At 43.5% G+C, this 14,683-nt stretch carries 15 protein-coding genes; 2 read left to right on the plus strand and 13 right to left on the minus strand.

Annotation, left to right across the window (positions count from 1 at the left end; all coding sequences use genetic code 11):
- Positions 1 to 53 precede the first annotated feature (53 nt).
- The 13 genes from tpiA to KE626_RS08810 all read right to left on the minus strand — a co-directional run bounded on the left by tpiA (position 54) and on the right by KE626_RS08810 (position 12,633).
- Positions 54 to 815, minus strand: coding sequence for a triose-phosphate isomerase (gene tpiA, locus KE626_RS08750; protein WP_211972488.1), 762 nt, complete (start codon positions 813 to 815; stop codon positions 54 to 56).
- A gap of 13 nt (positions 816 to 828) precedes the next feature.
- Positions 829 to 2,007 (minus strand): putative sugar nucleotidyl transferase, encoded by a 1,179-nt coding sequence (locus tag KE626_RS08755; RefSeq protein ID WP_211972489.1) that lies wholly within the window; start codon positions 2,005 to 2,007, stop codon positions 829 to 831.
- A gap of 69 nt (positions 2,008 to 2,076) precedes the next feature.
- A complete protein-coding gene (locus tag KE626_RS08760) occupies positions 2,077 to 2,328 on the minus strand; it encodes a type B 50S ribosomal protein L31 (protein ID WP_145674946.1) in 252 nt (83 codons plus the stop codon).
- A 75-nt stretch (positions 2,329 to 2,403) separates the two neighbouring features.
- Positions 2,404 to 2,895, minus strand: a complete 492-nt coding sequence (locus KE626_RS08765; RefSeq protein WP_211972490.1) for a YajQ family cyclic di-GMP-binding protein — start codon at positions 2,893 to 2,895, stop codon at positions 2,404 to 2,406.
- 93 nt (positions 2,896 to 2,988) lie between these two features.
- Entirely contained in the window at positions 2,989 to 3,744 is a 756-nt protein-coding gene (locus KE626_RS08770; RefSeq protein ID WP_211972491.1) for a head GIN domain-containing protein, read from the minus strand.
- Between the two features lie 42 nt (positions 3,745 to 3,786).
- Positions 3,787 to 4,872 carry a hypothetical protein gene (locus tag KE626_RS08775; protein ID WP_211972492.1) on the minus strand — a complete coding sequence of 362 codons (1,086 nt, stop codon included), beginning with the start codon at positions 4,870 to 4,872 and terminating at the stop codon, positions 3,787 to 3,789.
- Positions 4,856 to 5,413: a hypothetical protein gene (locus tag KE626_RS08780; RefSeq protein WP_211972493.1), complete on the minus strand. Its 558-nt coding sequence runs from the start codon at positions 5,411 to 5,413 to the stop codon at positions 4,856 to 4,858. Before KE626_RS08780 ends, KE626_RS08775 begins: the two co-directional genes overlap by 17 nt.
- Positions 5,413 to 5,979, minus strand: a complete 567-nt coding sequence (locus KE626_RS08785) for an RNA polymerase sigma factor (protein WP_211972494.1) — start codon at positions 5,977 to 5,979, stop codon at positions 5,413 to 5,415. Before KE626_RS08785 ends, KE626_RS08780 begins: the two co-directional genes overlap by 1 nt.
- A 339-nt stretch (positions 5,980 to 6,318) precedes the next feature.
- A complete protein-coding gene (locus KE626_RS08790; protein WP_211972495.1) occupies positions 6,319 to 8,796 on the minus strand; it encodes an outer membrane beta-barrel family protein in 2,478 nt (825 codons plus the stop codon).
- A gap of 446 nt (positions 8,797 to 9,242) precedes the next feature.
- Positions 9,243 to 10,178 carry a DUF2167 domain-containing protein gene (locus tag KE626_RS08795; RefSeq protein ID WP_211972496.1) on the minus strand — a complete coding sequence of 312 codons (936 nt, stop codon included), beginning with the start codon at positions 10,176 to 10,178 and terminating at the stop codon, positions 9,243 to 9,245.
- A gap of 171 nt (positions 10,179 to 10,349) precedes the next feature.
- Positions 10,350 to 10,781: a hemerythrin domain-containing protein gene (locus tag KE626_RS08800; protein ID WP_211972497.1), complete on the minus strand. Its 432-nt coding sequence runs from the start codon at positions 10,779 to 10,781 to the stop codon at positions 10,350 to 10,352.
- Positions 10,782 to 10,787: 6 nt separating this feature from the next.
- A complete protein-coding gene (locus tag KE626_RS08805; protein WP_211972498.1) occupies positions 10,788 to 12,092 on the minus strand; it encodes a prolipoprotein diacylglyceryl transferase family protein in 1,305 nt (434 codons plus the stop codon).
- Positions 12,093 to 12,219: 127 nt separating this feature from the next.
- Positions 12,220 to 12,633, minus strand: a complete 414-nt coding sequence (locus KE626_RS08810; RefSeq protein ID WP_211972499.1) for a BrxA/BrxB family bacilliredoxin — start codon at positions 12,631 to 12,633, stop codon at positions 12,220 to 12,222.
- Between the two features lie 240 nt (positions 12,634 to 12,873).
- Between KE626_RS08810 and KE626_RS08815 the strand changes: the two genes are divergently transcribed.
- A complete protein-coding gene (locus tag KE626_RS08815) occupies positions 12,874 to 13,326 on the plus strand; it encodes an Hsp20/alpha crystallin family protein (RefSeq protein WP_211972500.1) in 453 nt (150 codons plus the stop codon).
- 179 nt (positions 13,327 to 13,505) lie between these two features.
- Entirely contained in the window at positions 13,506 to 14,339 is an 834-nt protein-coding gene (locus tag KE626_RS08820; protein ID WP_211972501.1) for a hypothetical protein, read from the plus strand.
- The last annotated feature ends 344 nt before the right edge of the window (positions 14,340 to 14,683 follow it).

Consider the following 14,683-nt stretch of genomic DNA (forward strand, 5'->3'; position numbering starts at 1 on the left):
ATTTACTAAAAAAATACGCAGCTTTACTAACTGCGTATTTTTCAATTATTTACTTATGACAGCTTTTCTATAATAGCCACAAAATCTGCTGCTACCAAAGAAGCGCCTCCAATAAGGCCTCCATCTACATCCGGGCAGGAAAACAGCTCTGCTGCATTACCCGGCTTGGCACTGCCTCCGTATAAAATAGACATATGTAAAGCGGCTTCACGCCCAAATTTATTAGCAATCTGCGAACGGATAAATGCATGCATATCCTGCGCCTGGGCAGAACTGGCGGTAAGTCCCGTACCAATAGCCCAAATCGGCTCATAGGCAATCACCACCTGTTTCAACTGCTCTTCCGTGAGGTGATACAGGCTGTCTTCCAGTTGTTTTGCTACATATGCATTCTGTGTTTCAGCCTTCCGTACTTCCAGCGGCTCGCCACAACAAAAGATAGGTTTCAGCCCGTTTGCCAGCACCTGGTCTATCTTCTTTGCCAGCATTTCATTGGTTTCGTGGAAATATTCCCTTCTCTCAGAGTGACCCAGAATAACATAATCCACGCCTATTGATTGAAGCATTTCGGCAGACACCTCACCGGTATATGCACCGGATTTTTCGCTGGAGCAGTTCTGTGCAGCTACATAAAAACCAGGATAGCTTTTCAGCAATGCCTTCGCTTTCAGCAAATACGGAAAAGGAGTAGCTACCACCACTTCCTGTCCTTCCTTCAATGTCAGTCCCGCCTGCAGGATGTCGTTGATCAATTGCTCGCCCTGTGCCAGCGTAAGATTCATTTTCCAGTTACCTGCAACAATTTTCTTTCTCATAAATACTGTGATATTAAGTTTTAAGGTCTTTCTGATTAACTAATTCATACACGGCACTCAGCACCGCTCTATCTTTCTCGGATAACCGATGCCCCTTCAGCGCCATCCAGCTGCCGGCATCCTTCAATGCCTCCTGTAAACGGTAAGTATCCCCATCCCCCCAGCTGAATGATGGCACAAACTTAGCCGGAAACTGCCCGCCAAACACATTGCAGGACACCCCCACCACAGTACCGGTATTCAACATAGTATTGATGCCACAACGACTGTAATCCCCCATCAGCACACCGCATTTGGTACCCGCCGCTACCGCAGCGCCCTCGGCTTCCATCCACACTTTTACGGTAGATACATTATTCTTCAGGTTGGAACAGGTGGTATTCGCTCCCAGATTGCACCATTCTCCTATGACCGCATCACCCAGGTAACCGTCGTGCCCCTTGTTGGAGTAACCAAACATCACGCTGTTCTTGATCTCGCCCCCGCCGGTACAATAAGGTCCCAGCGTAGTGGCTCCATACACTTTTGTTCCCATTTTCAATACCGCCCCTTCTCCCAGGGAAAACGGTCCCCGGATCAGGCACCCTTCCATAATCTGCGCATTTTTCCCTATGTATATAGGCCCCGCTTCCGCATTCAGCACACTACACGCAATAGTAGCCCCGGGTTCCAAAAAAATGTCCGTATGATTGAATTGTTGATTGGTGTGTGATAGACTGGCAGAGGTTCTGCCGGCAGTAAGCAGCTTAAAATCTGCCCTGAGCGCTTTATCGTTGAGCGCAAAGATATCCCATGGTTTATAAATTCCCAGTACTTCCCCCGGATAATTTTTCCGGACACTGTCTGAAAGCATTTCAACATTCCTGCCCGGTACCACTTTAGCCAGCAGCTGGTTATCTTTATACAGCTCCTCGTTGGGCTGCAACTCTTTAATCGCTGCCACCAGTGCAGTATCCGGCAGTACATGCCCGCTTATCAAAACATCAGGGGCAGCCCCATCCTTACGCAGTAACGGATACTTATCCTGTAAATGCGGTACGGTAAAATGACCTACTCCGGCACCCAGCCAATGTTCCCATTTTTCCTGTATGGTAAGTATCCCTACTCTGCAGGCTGCAACGGGTCTTGTATGTGTAAAGGGGTACAACAGTTCACGTACGGGCGTGTCAAAAAGAATATAATTACGCTCCATAGCTGGCTAAAATAAAAAATCCCATCGATAAGCCGATGGGATTTTCTAAAAAAATATTTTCCGTAGAAACTATGCTTTCTTAGCGTAGCGTTTGTTGAATTTGTCAATACGTCCTGCAGTATCCACCAACACGTTCTTACCAGTATAGAAAGGGTGAGAAGTATTGGAAATTTCCAACTTGATCAACGGATACTCATTACCGTCTTCCCACTTTGCAGTTTCTTTGGAAGGTGCGGTAGAACGGCTTAAAAAGCTGTCTCCGTTTGACATATCTTTAAATATCACAAATCTGTAACTTTCTGGATGGATTCCCTGTTTCATATCAAAATTATTGTAAATACAGGGTGCAAAGTTAACCAATTTTCTTTAACACCCAAAGATTATTCGTAAAAAAAATCAGGATTTCATGTTAATATACTGCAAAGGTATACCCAGATTGGCTTCCTTCGCCTTTTGGATAACTTCCTGCAAGTCATCAATTTTCTTACCGGTAACACGTACAATATCGTCCATAATGGCCGCCTGTACCTTCAATCCCGCATCCTTAATCAGCTTTACGATCTTTTTGGCATCTTCCTGTTTGATCCCGTTACGCACCGGTATGTCCTTCTTAAATACCTTACCGCTCTGGTAAGGCTCCTTACTCAGGTCATAGATCGTTGCATCCAGGCCCTGCCGCATAGACCGGCTTACCAGCACGTCCAATACCTGTCCCAGCTTCATATCACTATCTACCTCTACATTCAGTACCAGCTCTTTCTTATTCAGCTCTATTTCCACATGTGACCCCTTGAAATCAAACCTGTTGGTGATTTCCTTCTTCACAGTGTTAATTGCATTATCCAGTGTCTGTAAATCTACTTTGCTAACAATATCAAAGGACGGCATAACTTAAAATTTTATATTCGAACAGCAAATATAAAAAAGAAAAAGCAGGTAGAGAACTACCTGCCGCATATATACTCTAAATCTAACTTGTTATTAAATTTTATTGATCTTACCCATGCCGGATATGGCCTGTGTAATACCGGGCTCTCCTTTGTACCGGATGTTACCCATACCGGAAATACTCACATCCATCTTTTTCTGCACAAATACATTTGCTTTTCCGGTACCGGAAATACCAATTTTTGCGTCATTGGTAGATAAGTCCAGCGCCTCAATGTCAGCCGCTCCGGAAATTCCGTATTCAGCTTTGTCAGAACTGCCCTTCAGTTTTATATTGCTGGCGCCGGATACGCCTACTTTCAGTAATTCAGTACGGATGTCCAGATTGGCATCTGCCGCGCCGCTGAATGACAGTTCTATACGATCGCTTTTCAGCGTACCCGTGCTGGTAAACCCTCCTGCTCCGCTGGCCGACAACCGGTCCACCTTCTGCAGGGTAACATATACCTTAATTTCTTTGGTAGGCTGAACATCGTATCCTCTTTTCGTGTGAATCCTAAGTTCACCACCCACAATCTCTGTTACGATATAAGGCAGCAGGTTTTCTTCGGCATCTATGCGGATACTGTGGGTATTCCCCTGCTCAATAACTACTTTATACACCCCTGAAGTACTGATGTCTGTAAAGGGAGATGCATCCCTCGGCTCCTGTTTCATTACTCCGTTACCCCTTATACGTTCCTCACGGATATGGCTAAACGAAATTCCGGTATATTTAAAGGAAACCAGTGCTCCCGCAGCCAGTAACAATGGCAGGGCAATCAATAAATACGTGGCTAGTCTTTTCATAGTGTAACTATATTTAAAAGATTTTAGAATGGCATTTTATAACTAGAGAATATCAAGTTTAACATCTGAGTTCACCCCGTGTATTTTTATATAGGAAGATGATTCATTTCCACCGCCTGCCTGTGCTGAGTAATTCAGGGCCGAGCCTTTCCGGTTGGATACTACATTTTTCAGCTCTAACCCTCCGGTTTTCAGATCTCCGTTCACCAGGTTCGCACTGATGGCCAATGACTGTCTGCGGGGAAAAGCCATCCTGAGATCAGAATAAGTGAGCTGAAAATCAGCCTGCTTAAAACCGCTACCCGCTTTCTCTACCCTTACATCGCCATAGGTCATGTTCATATTGATCGCCTCCTTCAACTCCTCCAAACGCAGATCGGAATAAGTGCAACGACCACTCACCTGGTCTGCTGTTTCTACTTTATAGTCGTCATAGTTGGCTGCAACTTTCAGGCTACCCAGCTTACCAACAACATATTCGCTATAGTTGGAACTGGTTTCCAATGCGTCCAGCTGATCAGCACGGATGGTAGAATAGTTGCCTCTCACATTTACTTTACCCGCCTTACCGATTTTGCCTTTGTCGCAGTAGTTAATTCTGAGTGTAATATCTTCTGCTTCCCGGATATCAAAAGTGCAGTAGTTCATATCCAGCGAAGCGGGGAATGTAAACTTGTCCGCAATCACATCTCCAAACTGGTTTTCTACGACCAGCTTCTGTAAACTCTGCGGAATATATACATCGTAGTCAATATTCACATAGTCCTTGGAATCCATTTTACCCCCCCAGGAAAACCAGCTGGAGCCGCCCTTTGAGGGATTATAGGCAGTGCGCATGGAAACGTTGGTATTGCTCCTTCTGTCAGTATTAACATCCACCAGTTCTGCAATCGCCTTTGCCTGTTCGTCATTCTTTCCAAATCCTGTTACCGTAATGGTGGCTTTAATTTCATTCTTGTTCCAGGCATGAAAAATAATCTTACCATATTTATTGGAAATACCCAGCGTAGCATTGTCGTTTACTGAAAACGATTTGACGATTGTTTTTTTGTAAGCTGTTCCGCCATTATGAGCTTGCGCCAGTAAAGGGAACAACAGGAATAACAAGCATTTAAATCTCAGCTTCATATTGTTTTTTTGTATGACCTGGTGTTACACGTTTTTCCTGCAACTCTTCCAGAATTTTGTCCAGTAAGTCCAGCTTCAGCTGGTAATAGCGTATAAGTGCGGCGCGGATCCTTTCATTGCCCGGATTATTCTTCAACTCTTTCTCCAGCGCTTTATAAGTATCGTTGCGAAGTTCAAGTTCTTTACGGGCGGTACTGTCCAGCCCCAGCTCACTAACAGGATATGCATTGATTTGCTCCAGCTTTTCGTTTATGCGTGAGGTATAGTACGCCTTGGCTTCCTGCATTTCCGGCGCTATTACTGCCAGTTCCTGCCGCTGCTGCTGCTTATGTTTGGTGAAATAAAACAGGGCGCCGGCATTTACAAATAGTACCAATATCACCGCTGCCTTAAACCAATTCTTCTGTAAAAGCAGTACTACCCTACCTTTGCGCTGATTAGTCAGTTCCTTTTCCAGTGCACCCCAAACCCTCGGAGAAGGCCCCTGCTCTTCAAACTCATCCCGGTGCTGCTGAATAAAACTTTCAAAATTGTCTGGCATTAACGAGTTACATTTTGCTGTTTTACAATCTGTCTTACTTTCTCCTTTGCACGCATATATTGCGTTTTTACAGTGGATTCAGTAATACCCAGCATCTCTGCTATTTCCCGGTGTGAATACTCTTCAAAAAGATAGAGATTCAACACCGTACGGTATCCCTGTGGTAAGTCGCGGATGGCGGATTTCACAGCGGCAACGGTCCAGGTATGCTGGGCTTCGTCCACTCCTTCTTCTGTCATCACCTCCACTTCATCTACATCTTCAAAATACACCTTCTTTTTACGCAGTGTATTCAAACAATGATTTACCACTATCCGCTTAATCCAGGCACTGATACTGCCGTCGCGCTCCAGCTTATGAATATGCCGGTGTACCTGGATAAAAGCTTCCTGCAAAGTGTCTTCTGCATCGCTCACGTTATTGGTCATACGCAGACAAATATTATACATCGCCGCGGAATATGCATCGTACAATTCACGGAATGCGCGGACATCCCCCTTTTTGCAGCGGTCGATTACATTCTCTGCTATTTGCGTTTGATTCAAGTTAGAGGCTGATGCTTTCATTATAAAGACAGTAATTGTAAAAAAGGTTGCACGCTCGTTGAAAGGATTTTCCGGTTTTTTGCGCCTTCTGCCAGGTCCGATCTCATAACCCGCTTCTATCTAATTAATTATTAAATATTTATATAGATGGATGAAAGTTAATTTCCGGTAAAAAATTTCTTCAAAATTATAAGAATACAATATCGGAACGGGTCAAATTATACAAAAGGGCTGTTTTTTGTGACGAAACAGGCACTTCCCATTTCCGAAGTTTTGAAAGGAAAACGCAGCCCAATGAGAGGCTACGTTTTTCCATCCTTTATATACCTAAAAAACCATCTTTAGGACAGGAAGTCCGGATTAATTACCTCCCTGTTTTACACGATTTTGTTCTGCTTCCAAACCTGTCTGACGGGTACGGGCGGCCTTTATATTGTTGTTACCAAAACGGTAAGTAAAGGTCAGTCTCACCTGCCGGCTGTCCCGTGCGCTGGATACGGAAGTATATTTACCCGCATTTTCAAAATCCCCGCGGAAATAATTAGTCTTGAAAACATCGGCCACATTCAGTTTCAGGGAACCTTTGCCTTTCATTACTTTCTGTGATACACCCAGGTCCAGTGAAGACATGGACTTCATTCTAAACAGGCCTTCGTTGGTTACCTGCGGTGAAACATAGAAGTAGGTCACTTCGGCAGCCATATCCTTACTAATGGTAAATGTTTGTTGCGTACGGCCAAAGAATGCGCCGGAAGCGAGTTTTACAGCGTTGTTATTGACTACTGTTTCATATTTTCCATAGGAAACAGATACGGTGGTAAAACTCATCCACCATTTGGTAATAGGCATAGGTACAGAGATATTCAGGTTGAAATTATCAGCGCTGGCTACGTTCATGTATTTGTACCGGATGATAGAAGTATCTCCTGTAGTCCTGTCTACATCCGCCTCCAGGATCTTCGTCATCATATCTTTTGTACGGGAGTAACCCAGGGAGGTGATCAGGAATTCTTTGAAAGTATGCGTGATTTCAAAGTTGTTGGAATACTGTGGTCTCAGATTTGGATTACCCGCTTCCTTGGTATACCTGTCGAGGTAGAATTCAAATGGATTGAGATCTTCATAGCTCGGACGCTCAATACGACGGCTGTAGCTGAATCCCAGGGTATTACTTTTATTCAGAGTATATGTCAGCGCCGCACTTGGAAACAGGTTAAAATAAGTAGAGTCGTTCTTTACCATTTTATTCTCTTCTCCCTGCATGGATGTTGAGGTACCGGTAATATGTGTTTGTTCTCCGCGCAGGCCCAACTGCACATTCAATTTCTTGTATTGTTTGTTGAAGTTGATGTAGGCAGCGTTGATGTTTTCCTTATATATAAAGTGATTGGAGCGGTTTTGATCGGGTATCCAGTTGCCGCTTCTCAATGAATCAAAGCGCGCATCGTTATCTGTAGTCACAAAACTTACTTTTACGCCGGCTTCCAGCTTCGCCTGATTTTTCAGCGGATGTACATAATCCACCTTGGCGGTTTTTATTTCGATGGTAGAAGGCTGATTATTGCGGGAAGTATCCGCGCCCAGTACCCTTTTTCCTGTTACGTCCTGGGAAAGCGCGTAGATATTGTTAAACTGCTTGTCGCTGTTCCGTGCATAATCCAGGTCAATGTTCAACTCCTTACCGGTAGAATCGAGGATACCGCGGTAGTTTACGTTATAGGCGCCTCTTCTCCATTTACCGGCATAGTTGGTATTGGTATACAGGATAGAATCTATCATTTTACCATTGCCGATTTTGGTGGTAGCGTTGGAAGGAAAATCACGTCCCCTGTCGGCCAGATCTACCATTACACCAATGGTATGTCCTTTACTGATAAAATAATCCGCCCCGATTTTGCCGCCATGATAATCAGATGTCTGTTTCATGGTATTGAACTGGTCGTATACGCTGAATCCTTTACTGTCGCGGATAGAGCGGTAAACACCCAGGTCCTGTTGCTGTTCCCGGTGGCTATAGTTATAGGAACCGAATATGTTGAACTTTTCGTTACGGTGATTCAGGTTCAGTCCGCCGTTCAAACGGGGCCATTTTCCAACAGCAGCTCCTACATTCATATTTCCGTTGGTACCGTAACTGGAGTTCTTTTTCAGTTTCAGGTTAATGATCCCCGCGTTGCCGGCTGCGTCATATTTGGCAGAAGGATTGGCGATCAGTTCAATCTGGTCAATATTGGTAGCTGGCATGCTTTTCAGCAGCTCGGCAACATCTTCCGGGGTCATATTGGTTGGTTTGCCATCTATCATGATAATTACCCCACCTTTACCTTTCATGGAAATATTGCCATCCTTATCTACATTAATGGTGGGTGATTTTTCCAGTACTTCCATGGCAGAGCCGCCGGAAGCGGTGATGCTGCTTTCTACATTCACTACCATTTTATCTGCTTTCTGCTCTACAAATGGTTTACGGGCGGTAACATCTACTCCTTTTAAAGTTTTGGAAGCTGCTGCGAGGGATACTGCCGGTACGCGGATGCTGCCACCTGCTACTTCAAACGCCTGGCTGTATGCCTTGGTCATGCCAACCGATACAGCAGCTACCAGGTACTTACCCTGTTTTACCTGTTCAAATTCATACTTACCATTTATATCTGCGATGGCTCCTTTTACGAGCGTTGAGTCTTTTGCTTTTAATAATGTTACAGTAGCGAACTCTACAGGTTTATTGCCGGCCTGGGTTATTTGTCCTGTCACACCTGGGTTATTTTGGGCCATGGAGGTTAAAGCTGTTACTAACATGCTCATTGTCAATGTTATAGCTTTAATGTTTGCTTTCATATAAGGCGATTTAGAGAATTAGATGTTGTTTGGTTTTTTAGATTCCTTTAGTTCCTTAGCTTATATACTACAGTAGTTAAACTACTACAGTAGATTAACTACTACGATGTAAAAGTAGGTATTATGCATTACACAGTACATAGCATTACACAAACGGTCTATACGCAGGGATGAGTGGTAAAAACAGCTTTTAGCTTTTAGCGGTTAGCTGTTAGCTTTTAGGGGTTAGCTGTTAGCTGTTAGAAAGCGTGATGGAACTATTTAAGCTGAAAGACGACTGGGTAGGGATAATGTTTCATGGGGAGTTGCACTATATAAAATAGTGGTGTTAATACCGGATAAACGGTATTACTGGCTGTCAGGGGTTAGCTGCTAGTGATAGGAAAAGCATGGGATGAGCTGTCAGGAAAACGGCAATTCAGCATATGGAGGGAGAAAGCGCCCGCTTAGTTCAGGCGCTCATCGAAATCTATCATTTTACGATAGGTATGTTTACGGCGGTGGTGGTAGAAGTGCATAACGTATACGAATAACACCATACACAGGGATACCAACAGCATCAGCAAAGTGCTGCGAACGCCGAGCATCAGGTTTTCGGGAGAAAGGATCCTGGTACTGATAGATATTTCTTCAGGCGCCCAGCGTGCCGGTTGATCGGTCCGGGGATTAAAGTCCGTATATCCGTTCCCATTGGTAAAATGCGCCGATGCCGCCACCTGTTGCAATTGCTGTTTTACCTGGGCAATAGCACCAACTTTACCAATCGCGGTAAAACAAAGCGCCCCTTTTCTGCCCAGCAGCCGCACTTCATAATTAAGTACGGGAGGAACGCCTCCATCAAAATGCAGGATCCTGGCCCAATGAAGGGTACGGCTTTTTTTATCGAAGTAGGGAGGAAAGGCCCAGTCCATACTGGTAATAACACCGGCTCCTTTACGACCGCGCAGCAGGTTATCGTTCTTCAACTCCTCTTTCATTTCGCGGAGCAATCTGCCATAGTTGATTTTCCCGGCCTCCTGTTCATCCAGATAGCCGGACGGCTCAAATGAAATCACAAAACCACGGAAATCTTTATCCAGCGGGCCTGTCCTTTCAGGCACCAATACGCCGAGGGTGTTGGGGTTTTCAGGATTCCCCCATAAATGCTCTACCAGCAGCCGGCTCCGGGCGGCGTTCAACAAACGATATCCCTCAGGCACCTGTAAAACGGCGCCCTGCCCAAGCTCTTGTTCACCTACACTGTAAGAAAAGGATGCTACTATAATGTCAGATGAATCCAGCTTATCATATTTACTTAGACTGTCTTCCCTGGATAATCCGAGAACACTGAGGCTGACAGATAAGCAAAAAAACATCACAAAGCTGCAATAAAACGTACGCATAACTCTAATTAAATAGCCACAGGTTGTTTACCAGCTCAACAAAACAAGGATAAAGCAGTAAAAGGCTTAGGATAAGATAGTGGGAATAAAAATACGAATAGATAGTGCTACTCTAATGCTAGTGAAAAATAGTTTTAAAATCGGTACCAGGCAATAACACGTTAAATACATTTATTGACCTTCCAGCTGAAGACCGGCCAATAATTCCGGCAATTCCTGTTGCAGCAGTTCAAAAAATTCGCGTTCTTCCTTACGGATATGTGTTTCCAGACTGGTTGCGAGTATATCCATGGCGGAGTCCAGGTCGGTACTATCTGTGAGGGTGCTGTACATCCGGGAAATCACCAGGTGTTCTTCCTGCAATTCCCGTATCATGGCGTCTATGGCGGTGTTTTTACCGGCGCATTTCTCAAAGAGATATTCCTCTTTCTGGATATGCGGCACCATCAATTCCTGGAATACTTTTACTATATATTCAAATCTGGCTTGGGTTTCAAGAGGAAAGCCCTCATATGGGGCTGCATCTTTTTTCAGGTAGCGGCATACAAATAAAAGGCGCTTGTGCTCTAGCGACAAGGGAACTAAAGAAAGGTGACGTTGCATATAATATTATCGGGATAGCTTATTTGTGGTACTATTATTTTTGCGGTAGATACTTATTAATATAATACCACCAATCACCAGGAGCGAAGAAATAATTTCTGCCTGCGTAGGATGAAAACCAAAGATGTCATATCTCGTATCCACCCTTATCTTCTCTATAAAAAATCTTTCTACCCCATTTAATATAAGATATATACCAAATATCACTCCCGGTATCCTTACTTTTTTACGGACGCCCCAAAGCACCAGGAAAAGGCCCAGGCAAACAATGATCTCATATAACGGTGTAGGATATACGGCCACAGGCAGCACTTTACAATACTGGCCATCACAGCCTGCGATCTGTACGCCTTCCTTAATAACATTGTGCGGATAACCGTAGGCAAAAAGCCAGTCAGGCATAAAGCCCAATGCAGCTGGTTTTTCAAAAGCAGCATGCGGAATCTTATCTGCGCTGGGGTACTGCTGCTGGAAAAAAGCCGCATTCTTCTGCACCGCATCTGTAAATGCTGCCGGCGCCATCTTCACGGTACGACCGGTATTGGTATCAACTGAATAGGCACTGTTATAGATACCCCAGTCCCCATCTCCTGAAAAATGACAACCCATTCTGCCGATAGCATAAGCAAGCATTAACGCGGGAGCTGCGCTATCAATCAGCGCGCGGATATTAAACTGTTTTTTACGGGCATAGCTGATAATCACGATAGCCGCCACAATCAGGCCTCCATAGAAAGTAAGCCCGCTGAACGACAGCAGCGCCCCAACAGGGTCCTGTACAAAGTCGTTCCAGTTTTCGAGATTATGAAAAATCTTGGCGCCCAGTAAACCGGCAATAGCTGCCATTACAATGATATCCGGCACCCGGTGGTGCGGCATTACCATTACGGTTTGCTCCACCGGTTTGGGCAACGCCTGTTTCTTCTTCGAATAGTATTTATAACCAGCCATCGCTGCAGCTACGATAATACCTGCAAACACACTACCCTGGCTCGAAAACACGAATGACTGCAAATCCTGGGAAGCAGTATCCCATTGAAAAAATATACCGAGTATCTTATATCCAATAATAAATCCTACTACCGCATTACCAATGATTTCCCCCTGAGAAGCAGGAAGTCCTACCACTACCTTTTCGGGAATACCTTTCAGTAAACCCTGTTGTTCGTAGCGCTTTAATTCACGCGTTAAAATATATGCGCCAGCCAGGAAGGCAATGGCTACAAAAAAACCAAACGTCTGGAAAATCTTCAAAAACGGAATCTCTAAGCCAAGCAGATCTCTGAACGCGTAATATAAATTAGGATACATAGCCGAAAAAAAATTGGTGATCTGAACTTTCCTATGAACAAAGCCGAATTTAATCAAAAGGAAAATCAAACCACCAAAGTACGATGCAATTTCGAATTTCTAAATTGGATTTTAGAAATGTGAATATTTAGCAATATTGTTCAAAAGCGTCTGCCAGGTTCGCTGCAATCATTTGCGCAGAACGGCCTTCAATCATATGACGCTCAATGAAGTGCACCAATTCGCCATTTTTAAATAAAGCAATGGCCGGAGAAGAAGGAGGATAAGGCAACAGGTGTGTACGGATCTGCTTTACCGCTTCACCATCAAAACCTGCAAAACTGGTCGTCAGTCTGTCCGGCTTCTTTTCGCTGTGCGCTACCGCCAACAGTACACCCGGGCGGGCTGTACCTGCCGAACAACCACAAACAGAATTGATGACTACCAGGGTAGTTCCATCTTTCTGTAAGGTATTATCAACACTTTCAGGTGTCAGCAATTCTTCAAAGCCGTTATCTGTTAATTCTGCCTTCATGGGCATTACTAGTTCCGCTGGATACATATAATAAGTGTTTTTTCTGTTTATATTTTTCACAAAGTTAAATATATGCGGGCAGAAAGTAAAAAAATGGATATTGAAATAGACTTTTTGACACAACAACTACAATAGAAACGACATATTGTCACAATCTGTAACCTTTTTACTAACAAAATAGCAGTTTTTACGGCATGGTATCCCATTTGATCTGTACCGGGCATCAAACAAAAAATTGATTTCACACTAAAAAAATTTATAGAAACTATGACACACATCAAATTTAACCACAGCCCGCTTCCCAAATCATTTGGTGGAATTGTTGAAGACATTCTGAATAACGGATTAAATAAGTATGTAAAAGATGATTTTCTGACCAACGATTATTTTACCACACATCCCCCGGTAAACATCGTTGAAACACCAGAAGCCTTTTTACTGGACGTAGTTGCCCCGGGCTTCTCCAAAGAAGATTTCAAGATCAGCGCCGCGGAAAAAGCAATTACCATTAGTGCGGAAAGGAAAGCAGAAACAAAGAATGAAACTGATAAACAGGTACGCCGCGAATTCAGCTTCAAATCTTTCAAGCGTTCCTTCACCATTAGCGAACAGGTAGATGCCGGTAAGATCAATGCAAAATATGAAAACGGAATCCTGAAAGTGACCCTTGGTAAAAAGGAAAACAAACAGGATGCTCCTAAAGAAATAGTAGTGGAATAGTAAAGCTTTTAGCCATTAGCTGTTAGCTTTTAGGAAAATGCAGCGGACAACGTAGCGATACGTTGTCCGCTGCATTTTCCTAAAAGCTAACAGCTAATAGCTAAAAGCTAAATAATCCCACAAACGTTGAAGCTCCCGTTGTTTATTATACAATAATTTGCTTCCCTAAGCACGCAACAATGGCAAAGCTATTCCGGCAAAGCTGGTTATTTATAAAAAGTATCTACCTGAACACGGAGAAGGTGGTGATCGGGGATGTCATTCTTCACACGGAGAATACCTATGAACAAGCGAAAATCAAACTCATTTTTGATTATGCTTTTTTCTACATCGTTTTATTGATGAGTTTTCTTTTCATCAATATGCTCAGTCAGAATTTGGTGAACATGTTGTTGATTCCGCTCCTGATCATCATCCTGATGGTTTGTCTTTTATTATTGAGAAAAGGTGTCAGCGCAAAAAATGTAGGCCGCTTAACTTCGTTTACCACGCTCTGTATTCCCATTATTTCCTCCTTTTTCAACAACCAGGATTTAAGTCCCAAATACACCCTGATATGGATTATGAGCATTTTACTCAGCTATATCACAGTAAATCTGCGTACATCGCTTATATGGAGTGCCACACTCTGCGGGTACCTGGTGGCTATTGCCTATATAAAGCTGAATAACATAGCTGTATATGTAAGCCCGGGATATTCTTCCGCTTTTCAGTACCTGGCCAATCCACTGATTGTTGGTATGTACCTCCTGTTCCTGATCAGGGCACTGGGGCAATATTACCGCAACATCATTTCCATGGAACAAAAGAGGACTGCCGAAAAACAACAGCAACACCTTTCGCTGATCAATCAGCACCTGACCAAACAATTTCTGCTGGTGAAGGGCTTTTCCCGTTCCGGCAAATCCGCCTTTGTGAAGGGAGAATTGGAACTGCTGGAAGCCTGTTTTACCGAAATAGAGAAACAATGCGGCACCGCCATCGATTTTCTGAATGATTCCACGGAATCATAGACCTACACTTCTGTGTTATACAACAAAGCTGTTATATTAATATTATCCATATTATATGGATAAGTAAATATTACCATTTAGGGGCATTTTCGGACATCATGATAATATATTGTTGCTAATACAAATATTTATAGTAAAAATAGATTAGAAAAAATTACAACTTTCGGGGCTTATTGTTGGCAGTTGATAGGTATATCTTTGCGATGTCAATATTCATCTCCTATTTTCCTTATGCCGGGTGAATATCATCTAACCTATGCCATGATAGGGCTTTCAGTAAAATGAAAGCCTTTTTTTATCAAACTGAGAGAAAAAAAATGAAAAAAATAAGCCCCCCGAATAGT

It is taken from the genome of Chitinophaga hostae (assembly GCF_018224885.1).
GTDB lineage: Bacteria > Bacteroidota > Bacteroidia > Chitinophagales > Chitinophagaceae > Chitinophaga > Chitinophaga hostae.

Coding starts and splice junctions, on each gene's coding strand:
- KE626_RS08805 (WP_211972498.1), bottom strand. CDS start 12,092: ATGTATCCTAATTTATATTACGCGTTCAGAGATCTGCTTGGCTTAGAG.
- KE626_RS08785 (WP_211972494.1), bottom strand. CDS start 5,979: ATGAAAGCATCAGCCTCTAACTTGAATCAAACGCAAATAGCAGAGAAT.
- KE626_RS08760 (WP_145674946.1), bottom strand. CDS start 2,328: ATGAAACAGGGAATCCATCCAGAAAGTTACAGATTTGTGATATTTAAA.
- KE626_RS08765 (WP_211972490.1), bottom strand. CDS start 2,895: ATGCCGTCCTTTGATATTGTTAGCAAAGTAGATTTACAGACACTGGAT.
- KE626_RS08810 (WP_211972499.1), bottom strand. CDS start 12,633: ATGTATCCAGCGGAACTAGTAATGCCCATGAAGGCAGAATTAACAGAT.
- KE626_RS08820 (WP_211972501.1), top strand. CDS start 13,506: ATGGCAAAGCTATTCCGGCAAAGCTGGTTATTTATAAAAAGTATCTAC.
- KE626_RS08775 (WP_211972492.1), bottom strand. CDS start 4,872: ATGAAGCTGAGATTTAAATGCTTGTTATTCCTGTTGTTCCCTTTACTG.
- KE626_RS08780 (WP_211972493.1), bottom strand. CDS start 5,413: ATGCCAGACAATTTTGAAAGTTTTATTCAGCAGCACCGGGATGAGTTT.
- KE626_RS08815 (WP_211972500.1), top strand. CDS start 12,874: ATGACACACATCAAATTTAACCACAGCCCGCTTCCCAAATCATTTGGT.
- KE626_RS08790 (WP_211972495.1), bottom strand. CDS start 8,796: ATGAAAGCAAACATTAAAGCTATAACATTGACAATGAGCATGTTAGTA.
- tpiA (WP_211972488.1), bottom strand. CDS start 815: ATGAGAAAGAAAATTGTTGCAGGTAACTGGAAAATGAATCTTACGCTG.
- KE626_RS08755 (WP_211972489.1), bottom strand. CDS start 2,007: ATGGAGCGTAATTATATTCTTTTTGACACGCCCGTACGTGAACTGTTG.
- KE626_RS08770 (WP_211972491.1), bottom strand. CDS start 3,744: ATGAAAAGACTAGCCACGTATTTATTGATTGCCCTGCCATTGTTACTG.
- KE626_RS08800 (WP_211972497.1), bottom strand. CDS start 10,781: ATGCAACGTCACCTTTCTTTAGTTCCCTTGTCGCTAGAGCACAAGCGC.
- KE626_RS08795 (WP_211972496.1), bottom strand. CDS start 10,178: ATGCGTACGTTTTATTGCAGCTTTGTGATGTTTTTTTGCTTATCTGTC.